This window comes from Aquirufa sp. A-Brett2-15D (assembly GCF_054558735.1).
The window spans coordinates 147,064-169,918 of the sequence record NZ_JBSKFT010000002.1; the positions used below are offsets into that span (position 1 = coordinate 147,064).

At 41.0% G+C, this 22,855-nt stretch carries 23 protein-coding genes; 17 read left to right on the forward strand and 6 right to left on the reverse strand.

All coding sequences use genetic code 11. From position 1 onward, the window contains the following. Window position 1 precedes the first annotated feature (1 nt). From ACST14_RS05865 to ACST14_RS05890, 6 genes are read left to right on the forward strand one after another with little or no spacing between them, the layout of a single operon-like run. Window positions 2–385, forward strand: a complete 384-nt coding sequence (locus ACST14_RS05865) for an FtsL-like putative cell division protein (RefSeq protein WP_459461551.1) — start codon at window positions 2–4, stop codon at window positions 383–385. Further along, entirely contained in the window at window positions 385–2,535 is a 2,151-nt protein-coding gene (locus ACST14_RS05870) for a penicillin-binding protein (RefSeq protein ID WP_459461553.1), read from the forward strand. Before ACST14_RS05865 ends, ACST14_RS05870 begins: the two co-directional genes overlap by 1 nt. Before the next feature lies 1 nt (window position 2,536). Then, window positions 2,537–3,955 (forward strand): UDP-N-acetylmuramoyl-L-alanyl-D-glutamate--2,6-diaminopimelate ligase, encoded by a 1,419-nt coding sequence (locus tag ACST14_RS05875; RefSeq protein ID WP_459461555.1) that lies wholly within the window; start codon window positions 2,537–2,539, stop codon window positions 3,953–3,955. Between the two features lie 50 nt (window positions 3,956–4,005). Next, complete coding sequence (gene mraY, locus ACST14_RS05880) at window positions 4,006–5,190, forward strand: phospho-N-acetylmuramoyl-pentapeptide-transferase (protein WP_459461557.1); 1,185 nt, start codon at window positions 4,006–4,008, stop codon at window positions 5,188–5,190. A gap of 13 nt (window positions 5,191–5,203) precedes the next feature. Further along, window positions 5,204–6,442, forward strand: coding sequence for a 3-phosphoshikimate 1-carboxyvinyltransferase (locus ACST14_RS05885; RefSeq protein ID WP_459461559.1), 1,239 nt, complete (start codon window positions 5,204–5,206; stop codon window positions 6,440–6,442). Continuing rightward, window positions 6,439–7,713, forward strand: a complete 1,275-nt coding sequence (locus ACST14_RS05890) for a metal-dependent hydrolase family protein (RefSeq protein ID WP_459461561.1) — start codon at window positions 6,439–6,441, stop codon at window positions 7,711–7,713. Before ACST14_RS05885 ends, ACST14_RS05890 begins: the two co-directional genes overlap by 4 nt. 66 nt (window positions 7,714–7,779) lie before the next feature. Here ACST14_RS05890 and ACST14_RS05895 read toward each other — a convergent pair whose 3' ends face one another. Next, entirely contained in the window at window positions 7,780–8,325 is a 546-nt protein-coding gene (locus ACST14_RS05895; protein WP_459461563.1) for a DUF6580 family putative transport protein, read from the reverse strand. Between the two features lie 100 nt (window positions 8,326–8,425). Between ACST14_RS05895 and ACST14_RS05900 the strand changes: the two genes are divergently transcribed. From ACST14_RS05900 to ACST14_RS05915, 4 genes are read left to right on the forward strand one after another with little or no spacing between them, the layout of a single operon-like run. Next, window positions 8,426–9,559: a 5-(carboxyamino)imidazole ribonucleotide synthase gene (locus ACST14_RS05900; RefSeq protein ID WP_459461565.1), complete on the forward strand. Its 1,134-nt coding sequence runs from the start codon at window positions 8,426–8,428 to the stop codon at window positions 9,557–9,559. A gap of 10 nt (window positions 9,560–9,569) precedes the next feature. Then, entirely contained in the window at window positions 9,570–10,064 is a 495-nt protein-coding gene (purE, locus tag ACST14_RS05905) for a 5-(carboxyamino)imidazole ribonucleotide mutase (RefSeq protein WP_459461567.1), read from the forward strand. Beyond that, window positions 10,061–10,687, forward strand: a complete 627-nt coding sequence (locus ACST14_RS05910; protein WP_459461569.1) for a LysM peptidoglycan-binding domain-containing protein — start codon at window positions 10,061–10,063, stop codon at window positions 10,685–10,687. The genes purE and ACST14_RS05910 overlap by 4 nt, the downstream gene beginning before the upstream one ends. Further along, window positions 10,684–11,589, forward strand: a complete 906-nt coding sequence (locus ACST14_RS05915) for a M15 family metallopeptidase (RefSeq protein ID WP_459461571.1) — start codon at window positions 10,684–10,686, stop codon at window positions 11,587–11,589. Before ACST14_RS05910 ends, ACST14_RS05915 begins: the two co-directional genes overlap by 4 nt. Here ACST14_RS05915 and fmt read toward each other — a convergent pair. Beyond that, window positions 11,586–12,503, reverse strand: a complete 918-nt coding sequence (gene fmt / locus ACST14_RS05920; protein ID WP_459461573.1) for a methionyl-tRNA formyltransferase — start codon at window positions 12,501–12,503, stop codon at window positions 11,586–11,588. The two genes, ACST14_RS05915 and fmt, sit on opposite strands and share 4 nt — an antisense overlap. A gap of 194 nt (window positions 12,504–12,697) precedes the next feature. Here fmt and greA point away from each other — a divergent pair, with 194 nt between their 5' ends. Then, entirely contained in the window at window positions 12,698–13,171 is a 474-nt protein-coding gene (greA, locus tag ACST14_RS05925) for a transcription elongation factor GreA (RefSeq protein ID WP_459461575.1), read from the forward strand. On the opposite strand, the gene ACST14_RS05930 is transcribed toward greA, so the two are convergent. Then, the gene (locus ACST14_RS05930) at window positions 13,168–13,845 is read right to left on the reverse strand and encodes a YggS family pyridoxal phosphate-dependent enzyme (RefSeq protein ID WP_459461577.1); all 678 of its coding nucleotides are present in this window, start codon (window positions 13,843–13,845) and stop codon (window positions 13,168–13,170) included. The genes greA and ACST14_RS05930 overlap by 4 nt on opposite strands. 98 nt (window positions 13,846–13,943) lie before the next feature. Here ACST14_RS05930 and ACST14_RS05935 point away from each other — a divergent pair, with 98 nt between their 5' ends. From ACST14_RS05935 to rplI, 4 genes are all read left to right on the forward strand, one after another. Continuing rightward, window positions 13,944–14,918 carry a hypothetical protein gene (locus ACST14_RS05935; RefSeq protein ID WP_459461579.1) on the forward strand — a complete coding sequence of 325 codons (975 nt, stop codon included), beginning with the start codon at window positions 13,944–13,946 and terminating at the stop codon, window positions 14,916–14,918. Between the two features lie 93 nt (window positions 14,919–15,011). Next, window positions 15,012–15,374 carry a 30S ribosomal protein S6 gene (gene rpsF, locus ACST14_RS05940; RefSeq protein ID WP_459461581.1) on the forward strand — a complete coding sequence of 121 codons (363 nt, stop codon included), beginning with the start codon at window positions 15,012–15,014 and terminating at the stop codon, window positions 15,372–15,374. A 1-nt stretch (window position 15,375) separates the two neighbouring features. Then, complete coding sequence (gene rpsR / locus ACST14_RS05945) at window positions 15,376–15,627, forward strand: 30S ribosomal protein S18 (protein WP_130894912.1); 252 nt, start codon at window positions 15,376–15,378, stop codon at window positions 15,625–15,627. 36 nt (window positions 15,628–15,663) lie between these two features. Beyond that, complete coding sequence (gene rplI / locus ACST14_RS05950; RefSeq protein ID WP_459461583.1) at window positions 15,664–16,107, forward strand: 50S ribosomal protein L9; 444 nt, start codon at window positions 15,664–15,666, stop codon at window positions 16,105–16,107. Window positions 16,108–16,346: 239 nt separating this feature from the next. Here the strand turns inward: rplI and ACST14_RS05955 are convergent, their stop codons facing one another. Continuing rightward, window positions 16,347–17,576 (reverse strand): isocitrate dehydrogenase (NADP(+)), encoded by a 1,230-nt coding sequence (locus tag ACST14_RS05955; protein WP_459461585.1) that lies wholly within the window; start codon window positions 17,574–17,576, stop codon window positions 16,347–16,349. A gap of 212 nt (window positions 17,577–17,788) precedes the next feature. Here ACST14_RS05955 and ffh point away from each other — a divergent pair, with 212 nt between their 5' ends. Beyond that, window positions 17,789–19,123: a signal recognition particle protein gene (ffh, locus tag ACST14_RS05960; RefSeq protein ID WP_459461586.1), complete on the forward strand. Its 1,335-nt coding sequence runs from the start codon at window positions 17,789–17,791 to the stop codon at window positions 19,121–19,123. On the opposite strand, the gene pheT is transcribed toward ffh, so the two are convergent. Both pheT and def read right to left on the reverse strand, forming a co-directional pair. Beyond that, the gene (pheT, locus tag ACST14_RS05965; RefSeq protein ID WP_459461587.1) at window positions 19,124–21,556 is read right to left on the reverse strand and encodes a phenylalanine--tRNA ligase subunit beta; all 2,433 of its coding nucleotides are present in this window, start codon (window positions 21,554–21,556) and stop codon (window positions 19,124–19,126) included. It abuts the gene before it with no gap. A gap of 8 nt (window positions 21,557–21,564) precedes the next feature. Beyond that, window positions 21,565–22,137, reverse strand: coding sequence for a peptide deformylase (def, locus tag ACST14_RS05970; protein WP_459461589.1), 573 nt, complete (start codon window positions 22,135–22,137; stop codon window positions 21,565–21,567). A 100-nt stretch (window positions 22,138–22,237) separates the two neighbouring features. Between def and ACST14_RS05975 the strand changes: the two genes are divergently transcribed. Next, entirely contained in the window at window positions 22,238–22,855 is a 618-nt protein-coding gene (locus ACST14_RS05975; protein ID WP_459461591.1) for an inorganic pyrophosphatase, read from the forward strand.

Here is a 22,855-nt window from a genome sequence, read left to right on the forward strand (position 1 = left end):
TATGGCAACACCGATCGAACCTACCGAAGGAGAACCTAAGCGAATCTCATCCCCTAAAAAAGAGGGGATATTTGATTCCATTTTCAATATCGATTATTTCACAGGCGGGGAATTACCCGTAATGTGGGTGAAACGAATAGCATTTGTTGCCTTATTGACATTAGTGAATATCTATTATTCCATGCTTGCAGACGGCAAATTACACCAGATTCAGAAAGAAAAAAGTTCGTTAGAGGAGGATAGAGCAGATTATACAACCCAAAAAGCGGAGTATATGAAAGTCAGCAAACAAACCAATTTGGAAGAAACACTGAAGCGTTATCAAATAGGACTAAGCACCATTCCACCCACTAAAATCATCATTCAAGTCAACAAAGAAAAATAATGGCTAAGGAGAAAAGACCCAATATTCGGGGATTAATTGCGAGACGGTTTTATACGTTTTTTATCGTCATTTTAGCGGTATTCACGTATTTGCTGTTTAGCCTTTACAAGGTTGTGGTACTAAAAGGACCTAAATATCGCTCAGAGGCGATGGCTACCTACGTAAAGAAACGCAATATTGAGGCGACGCGCGGTAATATCTATTCGGATGATGGCAGCGTATTGTCTACCACTTTGCCTAAGTACCGGTTAGGTCTTGATCCATCCGTGTACAACACGAATAAAGATGCCCGAGTTTTATATAAAAAACATATTAATGAACTGGCTGCTGCTTTATCCAATTTTTATAAAGATAGAACAGCGGATGAATACAAAGAGAAGATAGATGCTGCTAAACGCAGTGGAAAGAGTTATTTGCTGGTCAATAACAGGCTGTTGGATTTTCAAGAAAAGAAAAAAATATTAAGTTTTCCCTTGTTTAGAGAGGCAGATAATGCCAATGTATCCGGTGTCGTATTTGATAAAATTAATGTTAGATATGCCCCATTTGGTCAAATGGCATATCGAACAGTAGGATACTTAAGAGATTTGCGGGAAAAAGGTAAAGTGGGGGTTGAGAATAGTTTTGATAAGGAATTGAGGGGGCAATTTGGGGAAGGAATGTTCGAAAAAATGGATAAAAATACCTGGAGGCCAGAACCGGGGGATGAGCCTATTTTACCTGTAGCGGGGGTTGATTTACATTCTACCTTAGATATTAATATCCAAGAAATTGTAGAAACCGCCTTACTTAATGGCATGGAGACTTTTAAAGGTAAATATGCGGTGGCGATTGTAATGGAAACTTCGACAGGAAAGATTAAGGCACTTTCTAATCTAGCGCAAAATCCTGCTTCTAAAACCGGCTATTCGGAAACCTTTAATTTCGCCTTACTCGAATCAAGGGATCCTGGCTCCGTGTTTAAATTACCCTCAATTATGGCGGTCTTAGAGGAGAAAGGCTACCCATTAACAAAAATGGTGAATACGGGGGACGGTAAATTCCGGCATTATACGGGGGTGATGTCAGACTCACATCCGATGGGAACCATTTCTTTAGAACAAGTGATTACAAGTTCTTCTAACGTAGGGACGATGAAATTAGTTCAGGAGGCTTTTGGGACTTCTAATAACGAGAAATTTTATAATTACTTAAAGAAATATCATTTGATAGAATCGCTCGATTTTCAATTAAAGCCTAGCCCTAAACCTGTTTTTCCAGTTCCTGCTAAATGGGATGGTTTACAATTATTATGGTCATCGGTAGGTTATTCTACTAATTATCCACCTTTACAAATTCTGGCGTTTTATAATGCGATCGCGAATAATGGCTATTGGATTCAGCCCATAATTGTTAGTAAAGCTACGCGAGGTGATGAGGTGGTTACGGATTATACTTTATCTCAAGTGCGGGATTCAAAACCTTTATGTTCGCCGGAGACTTTACAAAAACTGAAAATAATGTTAGAGGGTGTAGTCACAAAAGGCACAGCTAATAATATTAAAGGATCTGTTTATGGGATTGCGGGTAAAACAGGAACAGCTCAAAGAACTGTAGCGGGAGTAAAAGGGTATACAAAGGGAGTATATTATACCACTTTTGTAGGGTATTTCCCAGTTAAGAAACCTAAATACACCATTCTAGTGGCAGTAGATGAACCTAAAGGTAATTCAGAAGGGACCTATGCTAGACAAGTAACAGCGCCTGTATTTAAGGAAATTTCAGATCGCATTTATTTGCGTGATATGAAATTACAGCAAACACTTCGCGGTAACTTACCCGATTCCTTGAACAAAAATAAATTAGCTCACACCCTTCATCCAGCCGATCAAAATATTTTATTTTCTCGGTTAGGTTTGCCTAAAGTAGCCGAAAATGGCCAATGGGTTAATTTTAATTTAGAAAAGAAAACAGTGAATAACCAGGCGATTACCATGAAACCTAAAACGGTGCCAAACGTAGTAGGTATGAATTTGCGGGATGCCTTGTTTGCATTAGAGAATAAGGGATTGAAAGTTCGGGCGAATGGTTTTGGGACGGTGACGAATCAATCAATTGCTGCAGGTTCGGCAACGGCAAAAAACAGTCTAGTTTACATTCAATTGCACTAATATGGCTCAAATCTCCCTCTTTAAAGGAAGTGAAATTGAAGCTTTGTGCTTTGATTCGCGCAAAGCTCAGGCAGGGTCGGTGTTTTTTGCCATTCCGGGTACTCAGGTAGATGGACACTCATTTTTATCTCAGGTTTACGATCAAGGATGTCGTTTTTGGGTGCTTGAAAAGATGCCTGCAGAGGTTCCCGCAGATGTACAATGTGTTCAAGTATTGGATTCGAATGCAGCACTAGCAGAGGCTGCAGCTGAATTTTATGGTCATCCATCGAAGAAATTGAAATTGATTGGAATCACGGGGACTAATGGAAAGACCACTACGGTGACGTTATTGTTTGAATTGTTCAAACGCTTAGGTCATCGCTGTGGATTGATTTCTACGGTAGTGAATAAGATTGAAGACAAGGTGATACCGTCTACGCACACGACTCCTGATGCCTTGAGCTTGAATGCCTTACTAGTCGATATGGTTTTGGCGGGTTGTAGTCATGCGTTTATGGAGGTTAGTTCGCACGCAGTCGTTCAAAAACGAATTCATGCTCTACAGTTCAGCGGTGCCATTTTTTCGAATATCACCCGCGATCACCTCGATTTTCACGAGACTTTTGACGAATATATTAAGGCCAAAAAAGGTTTCTTCGACGCCCTTCCCGCATCAGCATTCGCCTTAACGAACGTTGATGATAAGCGTGGAATGGTGATGCTACAAAACACAGCGGCTAAAAAATACGGCTATGGCCTATTAAATGCGGCAGATTTTAAGGTTAAAATTATTAGTAATGGCGTAGGTGGTTTGCAATTAGAAATGGACCACCAGCAAGTCCATGCCCAACTAATAGGGACATTTAATGCCTATAATTTATTGGGAATTTATGCGGCTGCCCTCCTGTTAGGGGAGGAGTCGCATGAAGTATTAATTCAAATCTCCGCTTTAAAAACAGCACCCGGTCGTTTCGAGCAAATGGCTGGATCTAAAAATAAAATGGGCATTGTGGATTACGCACATACCCCGGATGCCTTGGAAAATGTCCTTAAAACGATTCAAGCTATACGAGAAAAATCGCAGCGAATTATTACGGTAGTAGGATGTGGTGGAAATCGAGATACCGGTAAGCGGCCTATTATGGCTGAATTAGCTGCTAAGTATAGTGATGAGGTTGTTTTGACTTCAGATAATCCACGCAAGGAAGACCCTGAATTGATTTTGGATCAAATGGAGGCAGGTGTTCCTTTGGAATTAAAATCAAAGGTGCATCGGGTAGCTGACCGAAAAGCAGGCATTTTTTATGCGGTGAGGGAATTAGCGTCAACGGGCGATATTATTTTAGTGGCAGGGAAAGGCCATGAAAACTACCAAGAAATACAAGGAGTTAAATACGACTTTGATGACAAATTAGTCTTAGGGGAGGCCTTTAATTGAGTTTGAAATACCCTTGATTTTTTGCAATTTTATAAATTAAATCCTTTTACATGCTTTATTACCTCTTTGAATACTTTGATAAGACATTGAATATCCCGGGTGCTGGTGTATTTCAGTATATCACCTTCCGTGCATTCGCCGCGATCATTATGTCTTTAGGTATAGCAGCTATTTGGGGTAAAACGGTTATCTATCGACTGCAAAAATTACAAATCGGAGAGGAAATTCGTGACCTAGGTTTAGAAGGCCAAATGGCTAAAAAAGGCACCCCTACCATGGGAGGATTCATTATTTTATTGTCTTTGTTAATCCCCACATTACTTTTTTCCAAAATCACGAACGTGTATATCGTTCTTCTAGTAACATCAGCTATCTGGTTAGGTGCTGTGGGTTTTGTGGATGATTATATCAAGGTATTCAAGAAAAATAAAGACGGTTTATCAGGCAAATTTAAGATTATAGGCCAGATAGGATTAGGCATTATTGTGGGATTAACCATGTATTTTAACGATCATATAAAGGTGCGTGAATATGCGACTAATGGTACTTTCGTGGATCATAAATCCCTGTTGACGACAGTTCCTTTTATGAAGGATAACCAGTTCGATTATAACATGTTATTGCCTAGTTTTATTCCAGATGAATACGTTTGGGTCGTGTATGTACTAGTGGTTATTTTTATCATTACTGCCGTTTCCAATGGGGCTAACATTACCGATGGTATTGATGGTTTAGCAGCTGGAACCTCTGTCATTATCGGAATCACCTTAGCTATTTTAGCCTATGTATCGGGTAATAAAGTGATTTCACAATATTTGAATGTGATGTTTATTCCTAACTCAGGGGAGCTCGCCGTTTTTTGTGCTGCCTTTGTGGGGGCATGTATCGGATTCCTTTGGTATAACGCCTACCCGGCCCAGATTTTCATGGGCGATACGGGAAGTTTAATGTTAGGTGGGGTAATCGCTACCTTAGCCATTGTGATTCGAAAAGAAATGTTGATTCCGGTCTTGTGTGGGATCTTTCTAATAGAAAATATGTCCGTCATTATACAGGTGGCTTATTTTAAATATACGAAAAGAAAGTATGGCGAAGGGCGTCGCGTCTTTTTGATGTCCCCTTTGCATCACCATTTCCAAATGAAAAATTACCACGAAGCGAAGATCGTTATCCGTTTCTTGATCGTGGGAATCATCTTGGCAGTCTTATCATTAGTCACTTTAAAATTGCGTTAGTCGCAAAGCTGTTTTGAGTCAAATTACTTTATTTCCACGTTCATCCTCTTTTGCTGAAATCATTCCTTTGCCTGCTTCTAAGTCTGAAAGTAACCGGGCATTAGTGATCAATGCCTTAGCGAAGGGGACGATTGATAATTTAGCTAATCTAGCGGAGGCGAGAGATACACAGACGATGATTCGTCTTCTGTCAGAAAACGGTCTGGAAGCGGATGTATTAGATGCGGGAACGACAATGCGCTTTTTGACAGCTTATTATGCTGTAACGGGAGCAAAGAAGACGATGACCGGAACGCCACGTATGTGCGAACGCCCGATAGGGATTCTTGTCGATGCTTTACGTTCATTAGGTGCAGATATCGACTATTTGAACATGGAAGGCTACCCGCCCATGCAATTAAATGGCTTTTCATTTAAAGGAAATAAAGAAATTTCCATCCGCGGAGATGTCAGTTCTCAATTCATTTCAGCGGTTTTGATGGTCGCACCCTTGTTGCCGGAAGGATTAAAATTGCAAATCACGGGGGCTTTGGGTTCGAAGCCTTACATTGAGATGACTTTGGCGCAAATGAAGCACTTTGGTATTCAAGCAAGCACTGATTGGACTAAAGGAACAATCGAAATACCTACCCAAACCTACCGTTTACAACCTTTCTCAGTGGAATCGGATTGGTCTGGAGCCAGTTATTGGTATTCCATGGTGGCCTTATCGCCTTTTGAGGATTGCTCTTTGGAATTATTGGGTTTAAAAGAAGATTCCTTACAAGGGGATTCAGCTATAAAAGCTATTATGGAACCTTTGGGGGTGAAAAGTACCTTTACCGGACGAGGGTATCTTTTGACCAAAATCCCGTCTCAGTCTTCCCTAGCATGGGATTTTACGGATTGCCCAGATTTAGCCCAAACGATCTGTGTCATCGCTGCGGTTAAAAATATTTCCTTAACATTAACGGGTTTAGAATCCCTAAAAGTGAAGGAGACGGATCGTGTGTTAGCTCTTCAAAACGAATTGAAGAAATTAGGGGCTACTTTAACAGAAAAAGAAGCGAATCATTTATACGTAGTAGAAGGTGATTTTGCCTCTATCTCGGACATTGAACCGATTGAAACTTATGACGATCACCGGATGGCAATGGCATTCGCACCGGTCGCCATGCAAAAAGAAATTACCCTAAAGGATCCTTCGGTAGTGAATAAAAGCTACCCCAGTTTCTGGAAACATATTTCACTTATCTTAACATCAAACCTATGAAAAAATTATTAACACTTGGTTTAAGCCTTTTGGCTTTCACTAGCCTTGCCCAAAAAACCATTCTGCATTGTGGATCATTAATCGACGTAAAAATGCAGACGGTAGTTAAAAACCGCTCTATAGTAGTGGAAGGAAAGAAAATTATTGCCGTATCAGAGGGATTCCTCACGCCTGCGAAAGGGGATGTTGTCATCAATTTGAAAGACAGAACGGTAATGCCGGGCTTGATTGATTCTCACGTGCATTTAGAGTCTGAAACCAATCCTGGAGCCTATTTAGATCGCTTTACAAAGAATCCGGGGGATGTGGCCTACCAAGCTTTGGTCTATGCGAAACGTAATCTTATGGCTGGTTTCACCACCGTGCGCGATTTAGGCGGCACCCACGTGGTAATTAGTCTTCGCAATGCCATAAATAAAGGTCTGGTGGAAGGTCCGCGGATTTATACTGCTGGGGTAACTATTGGAACAACAGGTGGTCATGCAGATGATACCAATGGTATTAACGAAGCATTTAAAAAGGATTTAGGTCCTGAAGATGGGGTTGTGAATGGCATTGTCGATGCGGCAAAAGCAGTACGTCAGCGTTACAAAGAGGGCTCTGATTTAATTAAAATTACGGCCACTGGAGGTGTTTTGAGTTATGCTAAAGACGGTTCTGGAGCTCAATTCACAGATGAAGAGATACGTGCGATTGTACAAACGGCTAAGGATTACGGTTTCAAAGTAGCCGCTCATGCCCATGGAAAAGAAGGCATGAAGCGCGCAATCTTAGGCGGTGTTACCTCCATTGAACACGGTACGTTCATGGACGAAGAGCTAATGGAATTGATGAAAAAGATGGGGACTTATTATGTGCCTACGGTAATTGCCGGACGTTCTTCAGCAGATTCTTCCAAGATTCCAAATTATTACCCAGAAATGGTGGCGAAGAAAGCTGCAGCTATCGGACCGGTTATTCAAGGAACTTTTGCTAAAGCTTATAAGGCTGGTGTGAAGATAGCTTTTGGTACCGATGCGGGCGTTTTTGGCCATGGTAAAAATGGCTATGAGTTCGTACTGATGAATGAAGGAGGAATGCCTGTTTTAGAGGCGATTAAATCAGCGACTGTAACGGCAGCAGATTTATTAGGCCAAAGTGATTTGATAGGATCCATTGAGGTGGGAAAAGCGGCAGACATCATTGCAGTACCAGGCGACCCAGTAGCTGATGTAAAATTAATGACTAAGGTGAACTTTGTCATGAAAGACGGAAAGGTCTATAAGAACTAAAAGATTCGTATAAATAAAAAGGGTCGGCTCGCATCTGCAAGCCGACCCTTTTTTCTGCTGTAAAGTTTAGCGCAAGGCTGGAACTTGTTTTTTCAATAATTCAAAACCGCCGAAGAACAATCCCGAAAATAAGAATTGACTAGCAAGCGTATTTTTTAAGAAAGGAATACCTGCTGCGAAGCAAGTCAGTAGACCCGATAGATCTTTCGTGTAAGTTATTTCAGAACCAGCCCAAACGGCGAAGTTAGAAATCAAGAAGAAGCCCATTGCCGCCGCTAAATTAGTCCCGATGAAACGAGAGGCACTCGCTGTGGTGTTTGGGCCTAATAAAGAAATTAAAGCAAATAATCCCATGTGAACGGCATCAATTCCTAGAGAGAATCCTGGGAAATAGGCATCGTATAAGGTATTATTTAAAATCAAATTAGATCCCCAAACTGCTAGTAGTGTCCAAGCCATCGCTTGTTTGCGACTATGTAGATAGGCTCCCACAAATAGAGCCATAGAGGCTAATGGAGAGAAGTTTGCCCAACCTGGACCGGCTAAAATCAATAAGCGACTTGCGATGGCAAGTAAGATGAAAGCGATAATCGTGGTATTTCTTTTTGTCATGAGTCTTAATACGTATTCAGCAAGAATATTTATTCTCGATGTCTAAATAATTTCCAAAGGTAAAACAAAAGCCGTAATTTTACCCATTGAATTCGAATTTATGTCTAAATCACTTCCCAAAATCGGATTATTAGGCGGCGGCCAGCTAGGTCGCATGCTTTTGCAGGCTGCTATCGACTTAGATTTGCAGATTGCCTGCCTTGATCCTGATCCAGAAGCATCTTGTCATACCTTGACTACCCAGTTCACACAGGGTTCTTTTCAGGATTTTGATACGGTATATACGTTTGGAAAGCAATTTGATTTAGTTAGTATCGAGATTGAACATGTGAATATCGAAGCCTTAGAACAATTAGAGGCGGAGGGAATTAAGGTGTATCCTCAGCCTCATTTGCTTCGGATGATTCAAGACAAACGTATCCAAAAGACCTTTTTTCAAACCCATGGTTTCCCCACGGCTGATTTTAGATTAATTGAATCGGCCTCAGAAATCAATGCTAATGAAGACTTTTTACCTGCCTTTAATAAGTTAGGTAAGGGAGGTTATGATGGGAAAGGTGTTCAATACATTGGAACCGCAGCGGATGCTTCCAAGGGTTTTTCAGCCCCCGGCTTATTAGAGAAGGCTATTGATTTTGAGAAGGAATTAGCGGTGATTGTGGCACGTAACCCACAAGGAGAAATTAAGGCTTTCCCAGCAGTAGAAATGGTATTTCATCCGGTTCAAAACCTAGTTGAATTCCTTGTTTCACCAGCGGCCATTTCGGAAGAAATTGAAAAAGAGGCTTCAGCTATCGCGGTGAGTTTAATTGAGAAAATGGAATTAGTAGGAGTTTTAGCTGTTGAGATGTTTTTGACCAAAGATGGCCAAATTCTCATCAACGAAGTTGCTCCTCGTCCGCATAATTCGGGTCATCAAACCATCCGAGCAAATGATACATCACAATACGAACAGCATCTTAGAGCGATTGTCGGATTGCCTTTAGGGGACACAAAAGCACATAGTTTCTCCGGAATGTTGAACTTACTAGGATCCGACGGTTTTACAGGACCAGCAAAATATGAGGGCCTAGATACTATTTTAGGGATTTCGGGCGTTCATCCGTTTTTATATGGAAAGAAAATCACGAAGCCTTTTCGCAAGATGGGGCATATTACTTTAGTAGGCGAATCTCGTGAAGAGATCGAACAAAAAGCAGAATTGGTTAAACAAAGCATACGCGTAATCGCATAAATTGATAGCTATGGTAGGAATTATAATGGGTAGCAGCTCAGACTTAGTAGTCATGCAAGATGCCATTCAAGTTTGCAAGGATTTTGGTGTCGCTTATGAAGTTGACATCGTTTCTGCACACCGCACGCCGGTGAAAATGATGACTTATGCGCAACAAGCAAAGTCACGCGGCATCCAAGTGATTATCGCTGGAGCTGGTGGTGCGGCGCATTTACCTGGAATGATTGCTTCAGCCACGATTTTGCCTGTCATCGGGGTGCCTGTTAAATCATCTAATTCCATCGATGGCTGGGATTCGGTTTTATCCATCCTGCAAATGCCTAATGGAGTTCCAGTAGCCACTGTCGCCTTAAATGCATCTAAAAATGCAGGATTATTAGCCATCCAAATGTTAGCCATTTCAGACGCATCTTTAGCAGATAAATACACGGCATTTAAAGCAGAATTAGAAGATAAGGTCGCTGAAATGAGTCAAGAAACAAAAGGTAAATTTCCAAAACAATGAGTGAAAACGAAGAAAATAGCAAATTGCCCCTAATCACCCTGGGCATTCTTTTATTGACCTTAGTCGGCTTAATCGCGGTCGGTTTTGAGCACTTTGTGAGTCCTGATAAAGATGAATTAATCAAGGCAGAGAAGTTTATTGAGCCGGAGGATGAGGTTTTAGCAGAAGCGGCGCAAGTGGATATTGATTCTACTGTAGACGCGGCTGATTCGCTAATTGTACCCAAGGATTCATTGATAGGTAAGTCAGAGGAGGAAGAATTAGCGGATCAAAAGAAAGAAGCAGAAGCGGAAGTTGTGCCTGACGTCGCAAGTCCTTCAGGCAAATCTCATTCGGTGACAGTGGAAAAGGGGGAAACCTTCTCTGCTGTAGCTAGAAAATTTGGTTTGAAAGTCGATCAATTAAAAGCATTGAATCCTGGGGTTAATCCAGATGCTATAAAGAGTGGATCCACTAAGTTAAATGTGAAGATTCAAGCCATGCACACGGTAGGTCCTGGAGACATCATGCGTAAAGTTGCTGAAAAATACGGTGTTTCGAAGCAAGCCATCATGGATGCGAATCACAAGAAAGATGATATTGCACTACGTGGTGAAGTCTTAATCATTCCATTAAAAAAATGATTCTGATTGGTTTGCTCCATCTTTATTTGTTTTTCATAGGTTTCGAAGAGCCACTTGCAAAGCGTCGTACTTGTGAGCCGCAGCGTTTAGAATCCCTGGATTGGGAGGAATTTAAGTGGTTATATAAACAACAGGATTCGACAGTTTTGCAGGATTCGGTTTCTTCTTATATATTTATTCGAGTTAATTCAAACGGAACTAGTGAAACGCGAATTTCTTCTGAATTACATCAGCCTTGGGTATATTTATTGTCATCAGAAATAGATTCATTTCAGATTAAGCGCGATAGTTTACTCACCTTAATTCGCTCACCTTACAAGTTAAAATATACGTCTACTTTACGTGACAAAGAACAGCAACTAGCCTTGCAAAAAAAAGGATATTCAAAGGCATTTGTTTCGTTTCATAATTTTGGTTTAGCTGCGGATGGGTCGATTGCTCGGAAAGGAAAAGCTTTACGTGGTGGCGAAGTTTATAATCAGTATGGGGCCAAAGCAAAGGAAATTGGTTTGTTTTGGGGCGGCGATTTTGTTGGATTTCCAGACCCAGGTCACATTCAAGCTTTTTATAATAGCGCGAGTTTGATTCAAAAATACCCTGCTGTCGCTTTAGAATATGAGCCTTTTAAGAATGCCTATGAACGAAATTACTTCAACAAGGTAGCTATTGGAAGAGAAGAGTTAGTCGAAGATTCTAGGGATTTATTGATCGAAATGAATAAGCTGCGGGAGAATAAACCTTGCGCCTGCTCTCAAGCAATTCCATTTCCCAGTTCTGCTGCAAATCTTCAGTTGAAGCCTTATACATTGACCGTATTAGCGAATTTGAAAGAGAATTATATCTTTATTCAGAAAGGATCTTATGGGTATTTTTATTCCACAGGTCGCTGGAAATTAGACTAAAAGGTGGAGTTATATCCCCTTAAAAAATCAGCGATTTTTAATCGTTTTTTACCCTCCATTTGCCATTCAAGGATGTTAATGTAGCCATCGGAGCAACCTACTCTTAGGAAAGTTTTTTGGTTCGTATCCCATACTCCCATTCCTAAATCTGGTATGATTTCAGGATGAAATTCCACGCTAATTAGCTTGCAGTTTTTACCTTGAAAAACCGTATGCGCTCCAGGAAAAGGGTGCGTGCCACGCACAAGGTTGACAATGTCCCTTCCAGCACGTGTCCAATGAACCTCACCCGTGCTGCGTTGTAGTTTAGGTGCGGATTTTAGTTCAACTATATTTTGTTGTGGTGTGGGATGGATATTACCAGACTCAATCGCTTTCGCCGTTTTGACCACTAAATGACCTCCCATATTCATTAATCGCTCGTATAATTCGCCAGTCGTGTCTGTTTCAGAGATTGCTTCTTTCTCTTGAAATAATAAATCCCCCGTATCGATTTCGTGTTGCAAAAAGAAAGTCGAGATGCCTGTTTCGGTCTCCCCATTAATAATTGCCCAGTGAATCGGTGCGGCACCACGGTATTGAGGAAGCAAAGAAGCATGTAAATTAAAGGTGCCTAAGCGTGGCATATTCCAAACGGCTTCCGGAAGCATTCGGAACGCCACAATTATTTGTAAATCGGCTTGATAGGAGTCTAAATCGTTTAAAAATTCAGGATCTTTTAATTTTAGAGGCTGCAAAATGGATAAGCCACAAGATTCTGCATAGATTTTTACCGGGGAAGACTGAATCTGCTGTCCTCGACCGGCTGGTTTGTCTGGCGCAGTAACTACGGCAACGACATCCATTTTTGCCTCGACTAAGGCTTGTAAACTAGCTACAGCAAATTCCGGGGTTCCAAAAAATATAATCCGCATCCTTGATCTTGATTGTTTGTGGAATCCGTCTGATTTTTTATTACCTTTGTCCTTTACAAAACAACAATTTCGTGCTGTTAGAAAAACAAAAACCTTAGTTGCGAATCCGAAACAAAACTACAAATAATTTAGGTAGAACGGTCGGAGGCCGTTCTATTTTGTTTTTAAGCACAGAGGTTAAACCCTAAAAGATCATGGCAAAGTTTCAATATTATACCGCGGAAGCATTAGATAAATTAAAAGCAGAATTACACTATTTGAAGATTACAGGTCGTTCAGATATGGCCAAACAAATAGCAGAAGCGCGCGATAAAGGCGATTTAAGTGAGAATGCAGAATACGATGCAGCGAAAGATGCGCAAGGGCTTTTGGAATTAAAAATCTCTAAAATGGAGGAAATTATTTCAATAGCGCGTGTTTTAGATGAATCAACGATTGATTTATCTATAGTTTCGATCTATTCTATTGTTCAAATTAAAAATACGAAGAGCGGAATGACTGTTACTTATAACCTCGTTTCAGAAGAGGAAGCAGATTTAAAGGAAGGAAAAATTTCCGTTTCATCTCCTTTCGGGAAAGGATTATTAGGTAAGAAAGTAGGGGACTTAGCGGAGATTACAGCTCCTGCAGGCAAACTAGAATTTGAAATTATATCCTTTACGCGTTAGTGACGCGGGCCATAGATGGCCGATCCTACCCGAACCAGCGTAGCACCTAGTTCGGCAGCGATTAAATAATCACCAGACATACCCATGGATAATTCAATCCATTCCACAAGACCGGTCGCGATGCCGGTTTTGTTGTTTTTAAGCTTTTGGAAAAAATCAGCCAAACTTTTGAACTCTTTCTGAATCTGCGTTTCATCTGCCGTAAAACTCGCCATTCCCATTAAACCTATAATACGGATATTTGTCAACTCAGCAAATGCAGGATCGGCTACTAAAGACTCCGCTTCAGAAAAATCCAAACCAAATTTACTTTCCTCCGTCGCGATATAAATTTGAAGTAAGCAGTCAATAATGCGGTCGTTTTTAGCGGCCTGCTTATTAATTTCCTTCAATAAATTCAGAGAATCCACCGAATGAATCAGGTGAATGAAGGGGGCGATGTATTTTACTTTGTTCGTTTGTAAGTGGCCTATTTGATGCCAAAGAATGTCCTTAGGCAAGACAGCCTGCTTTTCCACCATCTCTTGTACTCGATTTTCACCAAACTCGATGGCCCCCGCTGCATACGTTTCTTGCAACTCTTCAAGACTTCTCGTCTTCGTAACCACAATAAGTCGAGCAGCACTATCGTTTAATTGCTTGTTAATCAAGGAAATTTGTTCTGCGATTACCATTAGGCGGAAAGGCTAAATTTTGTTTGAACTAAAAAATTTTATTAAAATTAATTTATTATTTTTGATTCAGGAGTAAAAGATTAAATAAAGCAGATTAAATGGAATCAGATAATTCGAGTACAAACCAAGATAGTTTAAAGCGTCGCGTGACGTGGTTGACTATAGTGGTTTTGTTATTAGCAGGTTGGATCCTTGTAGATAAATCAGGCCTTCTCGATCGAATTATGCAACCATCTCAGGCTGAATTTGTAGAGAATGCACAAGTTAAATTAGATTCTGTTGCTGAACAATTGAATTTACGTTTAGTCCAAATCAAAAAATTAGGTGGAAAGGTCAATGAGTTAGAGCTAGCAAAGGCACAAATTTTAGGAGACCAGAAGCATTTAAATGATATCGATCCAGCAGAATTCGAAAAGAAGCTATCCTATTACTTGCATTTATTAGGTCAAAAAGATGCAGAGATTAAAAAGTTGAAGAAAGAAAACGTCGTTTTAATCCTTCGAAACGATTCCTTAAGTAGAGAAGCCCAAATTCTAAAAGTGGGTTTAGTGAATATTCAAAAAGCACTAGAGGACTCGAGTAAGACTTTTGGTCTTAAAGAGCGTGAGCTAAGTGAAAAATCCCGTGTCCTTGAAATTAGGAATAAAGAACTGACTGAAAAAGTAACTGCGGCTGCAGCCTTGCGCGCTGAGGGGGTGAATGTTTATGCGATTTCATCTCGAGGCAAAGAGTCCTCCGTGAATAATCAGAAGGCCAAGAAAGTGGATAAAATTCGCGTCATGTTCCATTTGCAGGAGAATACATTTGCTAATAAAGAGATCAAAACCGTCTTTCTGCGCATTATTGAGCCTACAGGAACTACGATTTCAGATTATAATTTAGGTTCGGGAACTTTTGACTTCAAAGGGCGGGAACTAACTTTCACGAGTCGTCAGCGTATTTTTTACGAAAACAATCACCAATCGGTGGAATTTATTCATTCAAGGCAAAATGGTTTCAAAGCTGGAAAGCATGAAATTGAGCTTTATGCCGAGGGGTATTTGATCGGCTTAGGCACCTTCGAAGTCCGCTAATTCTATTTTTTTGTTGTTAACCTTTTGATTGTGAAGGAATATTCCTACCTTTGCATTCCAAATTTTTACCAGTTTTTAAACAACAAATTTTTTATGGAATTAAAAAACTATGAGACGGTGTTCATTTTAACTCCCGTTTTGTCTGAACAACAGACAAAGGACACTGTTGAGAAATTCAAGAATCTGTTGGTAGAAAACGGCGCGCAAATCGTTCATGAAGACGCTTGGGGCTTACGTAAGTTAGCTTACCCGATTCAGAACAAGCACACCGGATATTACCAAATTTTCGAATTCGCAGCAGCTCCTACTTTAGTCGCTAAATTAGAATTAGAATTTAAGCGTGATGAGCGCGTTATTCGTTTCTTAACCCTAGCGGTAGATAAGCACGCTTTAGCGTATAATGAAAAAAAGAGAAAAGGATTAGTAGGTAGAAAACCAGAAAAAATTGAAGAATAATATGACACTAGTTAACGAACCTGTAGATAAGAACGGAAACCGTAAGAAGTATTGCCGTTTCAAGAAATCTGGTATTCAATACATTGATTTCAAAAACCCGGATTATTTATTGAAGTTAGTGAATGAGCAAGGTAAAATTTTACCTCGTCGTATCACTGGAACTTCTTTGAAATTCCAACGTCGTGTGGCTCAAGCTATTAAAAGAGCTCGTCACTTAGCGTTAATGCCTTACGTGGCTGACGGTTTAAAATAGATCCTTATCCAATAAACATTTGATTGTACACATAAGATGGAAATTATATTAAAAACAGATATTGCTGGATTAGGTTATAAGAACGATATCGTTGCAGTGAAAGCTGGTTACGGTCGTAATTACTTAATTCCACAAGGATTCGCTATCATGGCGACTCCATCTAACCGCAAGGTTGTAGCGGAAAACATTAAGCAAGCTGCTCACAAAGTGGAGAAAGTTCGCCAAGATGCTTTCGATTTAGCTACGGCTATCGGTGAAATGACATTGACTATTCCTGCGAAGACAGGGGATAGTGGAAAAATCTTTGGTCGTGTGACTAGCCTTCAAGTTTCAGAAATGCTGAAAGAAAAAGGTTTCGATATCGATCGTAAGAAGATTTCATTCGATACAGAAGTGAAGACTACTGGCGATTACGCTGCTACGCTTGACTTACACAAAGAAGTAAAGCACAAGATTGCTTTCTCTGTGGTTTCAGAATAGTATTTGAAACAAAATAATAGTAGGAATCGCGCTGAGCAATCGGCGCGATTTTTTTTGCGCAGCAAAAAAAATCTAGTCGCCTTCGGCTTAGTCGTCCTAAGGACTTAGTCATCGCTGTGCGATTTAGTCGTCCTGCGGACTTAGTCAAAAATGTCAGCACAAAAAAAATCCGAAGAGAAATTTCTTTCCCTCCGGACTCTTTGACTAAGACGAAGTCGTGACTGAGCCGCCTGCGGCGACTACGCCAGTGCTGCCTTCAAATTCGTATCTAACGCCTCTAAGAACTCTTCTGTGTATAAGTAGTGCTCTCCGTGAGTGACTTTGTTTCCGTGGATACAAACCGCTAAGTCTTTGGTCATCTTACCAGACTCAACCGTAGCCACACAAACTTTTTCTAAAGTTTGGCAGAAATTAATCAAAGCCGCATTATTATCTAATTTACCGCGGAACTCTAAACCACGAGTCCATGCGAAGATAGAAGCAATTGGATTAGTTGACGTAGGCTTTCCAGCTTGGTGATCGCGGTAGTGACGAGTCACTGTTCCGTGAGCAGCTTCCGCTTCCATTACCTTTCCGTCTGGAGTAATTAAAACAGACGTCATTAAGCCTAATGAACCAAAGCCTTGCGCAACCGTATCTGATTGAACGTCTCCGTCATAGTTTTTACACGCCCAAACAAAGTTTCCATTCCACTTCAATGCAGAAGCCACCATGTCATCGATCAAACGGTGCTCGTAAACGATACCCGCCGCGTCGAATTGTGCTTTGTAATCTGCTTGGAAAATTTCTTCGAAAATATCTTTAAAACGACCATCGTATTTCTTCAGAATCGTGTTCTTAGTCGATAAGTACAAAGGCCATCCTTTGCTCAAAGCCATGTTAAAGCAAGAGTGCGCGAAACCTTTGATCGATTCGTCAGTATTATACATGGTTAAGGCAACGCCATCCCCTTTGAAGTTATACACTTCGAAAGTTTGTGCCTCACCACCATCTTCTGGTTGGAATGAAACCGTTAATTTACCTTTTCCTTTGGTTACGAAATCCGTTGCTTTGTATTGATCACCAAAAGCGTGACGTCCGATCATAATCGGTGCCGTCCAGTTAGGTACTAAACGAGGTACGTTTACACAAACGATGGGCTCGCGGAAAACCGTACCATCTAGGATGTTACGAATCGTTCCGTTAGGGGACTTCCACATTTGTTTTAAATCAAATTCTGTTACACGAGCCTCATCTGGAGTGATGGTAGCACATTTGATACCTACACCGTATTTTTTGATTGCCTCAGCTGCCTCAATAGTTACTTGGTCATTTGTTTCATCGCGGTACTCTACGCCTAAATCATAGTATTTAATGTCTAAATCTAAATAAGGCAAGATTAATTTATCCTTGATGAATTTCCAGATAATTCGAGTCATTTCATCGCCGTCTAATTCAACGACTGGGTTGGCAACTTTAATTTTTTCCATTTTTGTTAGTTCAATGTTTTGATCGGTTGTGATAATCCTGCAAAGGTAAAGACTAAATCTTTTTTCCTCCATTATTTTAGGGTATTTTTGTCAAAATATCGGATCTTTTTTTGAGTTAGCGTGGTAAGATCAGTAGAGTGAAAGTTCGATACCCTTATTTGATTAAAATTTGCCTGAAAAAGCGTAAATTGCAGTCCTTTTTTTGAAATACTATGTTTGATAATTTAAGTTCGAAGTTGACCGCTGCCATGCGTACCCTGAAGGGGAACGGCAGAATTACGGATATTAACGTTGCCGCTACGGTGAAGGAAATTCGCCGCGCCTTGATGGATGCGGACGTTAACTACAAGGTAGCGAAAGAGATTACGGATCGGATTAAGGATCAGGCGATGGGCCAAAAAATCCTTATTGCCGTCGAGCCTGGTCAATTATTGACTAAAATTGTTCATGATGAATTAACCCAATTAATGGGCGGTCAAAAGCAGGATATTAACCTGAAAGGGGAACCAGCCGTTGTATTAATTGCAGGTTTACAGGGTTCTGGTAAGACGACATTCTCGGGAAAATTAGCTCAATATATTAAAAAAGGAGGCCGCAATGTGCTTTTGGTAGCCTGCGATATTTACCGCCCTGCTGCGATTGACCAATTGAAAGTATTGGGTGAGCAAGTAGGAGTGGAAGTATATGCCGAGCCTGAAAATAAAAGTGCGGTGAGCATTGCTGAAAATGCGTTGTCTTATGCACGTAAAATGGGCAAGAAGGTCGTGATCGTCGATACTGCGGGTCGTTTAGCCGTAGATGAGGTCATGATGACTGAAATTGCTGCTGTAAAGGAAGCGATTAAACCGACGGAAATTTTGTTCGTTGTGGATTCCATGACGGGTCAAGATGCGGTGAATACGGCGAAGACCTTTAATGAACGATTAAACTTTGATGGAGTTGTTTTAACGAAATTAGACGGGGATTCTCGCGGTGGCGCGGCCCTTTCTATCCGTCAAATTGTAGATAAACCGATTAAATTCATTTCCACAGGGGAGAAAATGGAGGCCTTAGATCAGTTCTATCCTGATCGTATGGCGAACCGTATCCTAGGAATGGGGGACGTATTATCGTTAGTGGAGCGTGCTCAGCAGGCTTTTGACGAAGATGAGGCGGCTCGTTTAAATAAGAAGATACGCCAAAACAATTTCACTTTCGAAGACTTCTACGCTCAATTGCAGCAAATCAAAAAGATGGGTAACATCAAAGATTTGATGGGTATGGTGCCGGGAATGAGTAAGGCGGTGAAAGATGTAGATATCTCTAATGATTCCTTCAAGCCGATTGAAGCGATCATCAATTCCATGACCGCTAAGGAGCGTCAAAATCCAGATATTTTGAACCCATCCCGCAAGAATCGTATTGTGGCAGGATCAGGAACGTCGATTCAAGAGGTGAATAACCTGTTGAAGCAGTTCGAGGACATGCGCAAAATGATGAAGATGATGAACAAGGTTCAGGACGGAAAGATGAAGATGCCTAATTTAGGCGGTATGTTAAAGCGCTAATTATTTTCTAATAATCGCTCCTATTTCCTTCTCAAATCCTTTCATTAAGCGATCCATGGTGGACTCGATAACCTTATCTGTTAAGGTTTGAGACTCGTCCTGTAGCGTAAAGCTTACCGAATAAGCTTTCTTGCCTTCGCCTAAGTTTTTGCCTTCGTACACATCGAAGATGGATACATTTTTCAGTAAACTCTTCTCGTATTGTTCAGCTAATTTTCGAATAGCTTGGTAACTAACGGCTTTATCGATCACTAAAGATAGGTCGCGACGTACCTCAGGGAACTTAGAAATCTCTTGGTAAACGAAGTCTGCTTTCTCTTGCTTCACCCAATAATCCCAGTCGAAATCAGCGAAGAATACCTCTTGTTTGACGTCCCATTTGCTGGCTAAATTGGGATGAATCATTCCTACTTCAAGGCAAGCTTTCTTATTTATAGAAATGCGTAATCCGAAGGCAAACACACTCGAATTTTCGATGGTATCTGTCTCGAATTGAGTTACACCTAAAGAACGCATAAGCTCGATACTTACTTGATACAGGTGGTGAAGCGCGGTTTTCGTGGGAGCGCTAGACCAAGACTCTCCTGACCATAATCCGGTGGTAAATAAGGCTAAATGCTTTTTTTCGATGTATTTAGCTCCTTTTTTATGGTAAGTTTTGCCAAATTCGAAGACTTTCAGATCTTTTTGACGGCGGTTAATATTATGTGCTAGCACCTCTAAACCGGCAAAAGACATGTGTTGTCTCATCACCCCTAGATCTTCTGAAAGTCGGTTTAGAATTTCAACCGTTTCGAAAGATAAATCCTTCGCAATCGCTGCATGAGCATCGGCTTTCGTAAGTGAATTGGTGATGATTTCTTGGAAACCTTTGGCCGTCAAAATCTGTGAAACATTCAACTGAACCCGCTCCTTGTCCAATAAAGGAAATTCCGAAATGAAGTTCGCACTTAAATGATCAGATAACGGAATGTTATCTAAACCATGTATACGTAAAATCTCTTCGATGATATCTGCCTCTCTCGTAACATCTACGCGGTATGCGGGAGCAATGGCTGTGAAATCATCGCCTTTTTCAGCCTCGATTTTGAAATCCAAAAGCGTCAAAATTTCTTTTATTCGTTCCGCCGCTAATTCAATACCGATGTATTTTTGGACACGTTGAACGTTCACGGGGATTTTAACTAAAGAAACTGGGGTAGGGTAATAATCAATAGGCTCAGAGGTGATTTTTCCACCAGCTAATTCTTGAATTAATTGTGCCGCATATTCCATTGCGAATAACTTTGCTTGAATATCAGTGCCACGCTCAAAACGGAAGGAGGCATCAGTTTTCAGACCATGAATTTGGCTTGCCTTCCGAATACGCTCTGGCTTGAAGTGGGCCACCTCTAAGAAAACACGCGATGTGGAATCTTTAATACTAGAATGTTCTCCGCCCATGACACCGGCTAATCCGATGGCACCTGAAGCGTCACAGATCATTAATTCTTCACCTGTTAACTTGCGTTCTACGCCGTCTAGTGTTTTGAAAAGGGTACCTGCAGGCAAGCTTTCTACGATTAATTTACCACCCTTGATTTCGTTCCAATCGTAGGCGTGCATCGGCTGGCCTAGTCCGTGGCAAATGAAGTTCGTAATATCCACCACATTATTAATAGGACGCAATCCGATGGCTTGTAAACGTTCTTGTAACCAAGCTGGTGAAGGCGCCACTTGAATACCATCAATCGTGATACCGCAGAAACGATCGCAACCTCCATCTTTCACTTCCACTGCAATCGGATGCGCATTGCTTTCGATCACTAAGGCGGGGGAAGGTAATTGAATAGGAAGACCTGTTACCGCCCGAATGTCACGCGCAACTCCCCAGTGAGAGGCTGCATCGGCGCGGTTAGGCGTTAATCCGATTTCTAAAACTAAATCCCCTGCAATGTCAAAAAAGGAGGCTGCTGGAGTTCCGTTAGGTGCTTGTGTGTCTAAAACTAAAATGCCATCATGCGATGATCCTATTCCGATTTCGTCTTCTGCGCAGATCATACCTTCCGAAGGCTGTCCATAGACCTTGCGCTTCTCAATCGTGAACAATTCTTTCCCGTCCTTATCGTATAATTGGGTGCCAGGGGTTGCCACGATTACTTTTTGGCCTGCTGCTACATTCGCAGCACCACAAACAATGGTTAAAATTTCGTCCAAACCAGCATCCACCGTAGTTAGACTTAAGAATTTCTCTTTTACCTCGAATTTCTCACAGGTTAAAACCTCGCCTACCACGAATCCTTTTAATCCACCAGGAATCTTATCGTGCGGCTCGATGCCTTCTACTTCAAGTCCGGTATTTGTTAATAGAACATCTAATTCTTCTGGGCTGCCCTGTGAAGGAAGCTTCGAAATATCAATAAAATCACGTAACCAATTAAGGGAAATTTTCATCTGTCTAATTAACGGGTAAGCTTCATTTTGTAATCCACGGAAACCTTTCCTCGCGTGATATCACTTAACTTATTTTTAATGAGGCGCTTTTTCACGGGATTCAAATGATCCGTAAATAAAATGCCTTCGATATGATCGTATTCGTGTTGTATGATGCGGGCCGCCAAACTTTCAAATAGGTCCGTTCTTTCCTCACCCTGCTCCGTCCAATAGTGTATTTTAACATATTCGGGGCGATACACTTCTCCTCGAATCCCCGGGATAGATAAACATCCTTCTTCAAAACCCCATTCGTCCCCCGTTTCCTCTAGAACTGTCGGATTAACGAATACCTTTTTAAAACCAATTAAGGACTGATCCACATCCTCTTCTTTTTCTCCTTCGTTCATGGGGCGTCCATCCACCACAAATAATCGAATGTCCATACCTATCTGAGGAGCTGCTAAACCTACACCGCTTGCCGCGTACATAGTTTCGAACATATCTTCTGATAGTTTGATTAAATCGACACTTCCTAATTCAATAGGGGATGCGACTTTTCTTAAAACAGGATCCCCGTAGGGTATAATTGGATAAATCATGTTTGTGAACGCAATGCAAACAACAAATTTAGCAGAATTTATCCTTTGTTTTTCGTAATTTGCCGTGATTTTTAACCTAAGTGAGATTAATAGAAAGAATATGAATAGAAACTTCTTTAAGGCACATCCTTGGCATGGCGTTCAAATCGGTGATCAAATGCCTGAATTAGTGACGGCATTTATCGAAATTGTTCCGACGGATACAGTGAAGTATGAGATTGACAAACAAACGGGCTATCTAAAAATCGATCGTCCGCAGAAATTCTCGAACATTGTTCCTGCTTTATATGGCTTTTTGCCACAAACCTATTGTTCTGACGGCATTGCGGAATTAGCTCGCAAGTATTCAGGAAAAGATATTGAAAGAGGGGATGGAGATCCTTTGGATATTTTAGTTCTTTCAGAGCGTGCGATTACGCACGGGGATATTTTATGTCAGGCGATTCCTATTGGTGGTATTCGTATGATTGATAAGGGAGAGGCGGATGATAAAATTATTGCTGTTTTAAAGGATGATCCTATTTATGGCAAATGGAAAGATATTGCAGATGCGCCTAAAGATATCGTTGAACGTTTGAGGCATTATTTCTGGACCTATAAAATGTTGCCGGGAGAAATGTCTTCGAGTTCAGTAGATATTGACGATATTTATGGCCGCGAAGTGGCCTTTGAAGTGATTCGTCAGGCACGTGAAGATTACCGTAAAAACTTTGGTTAG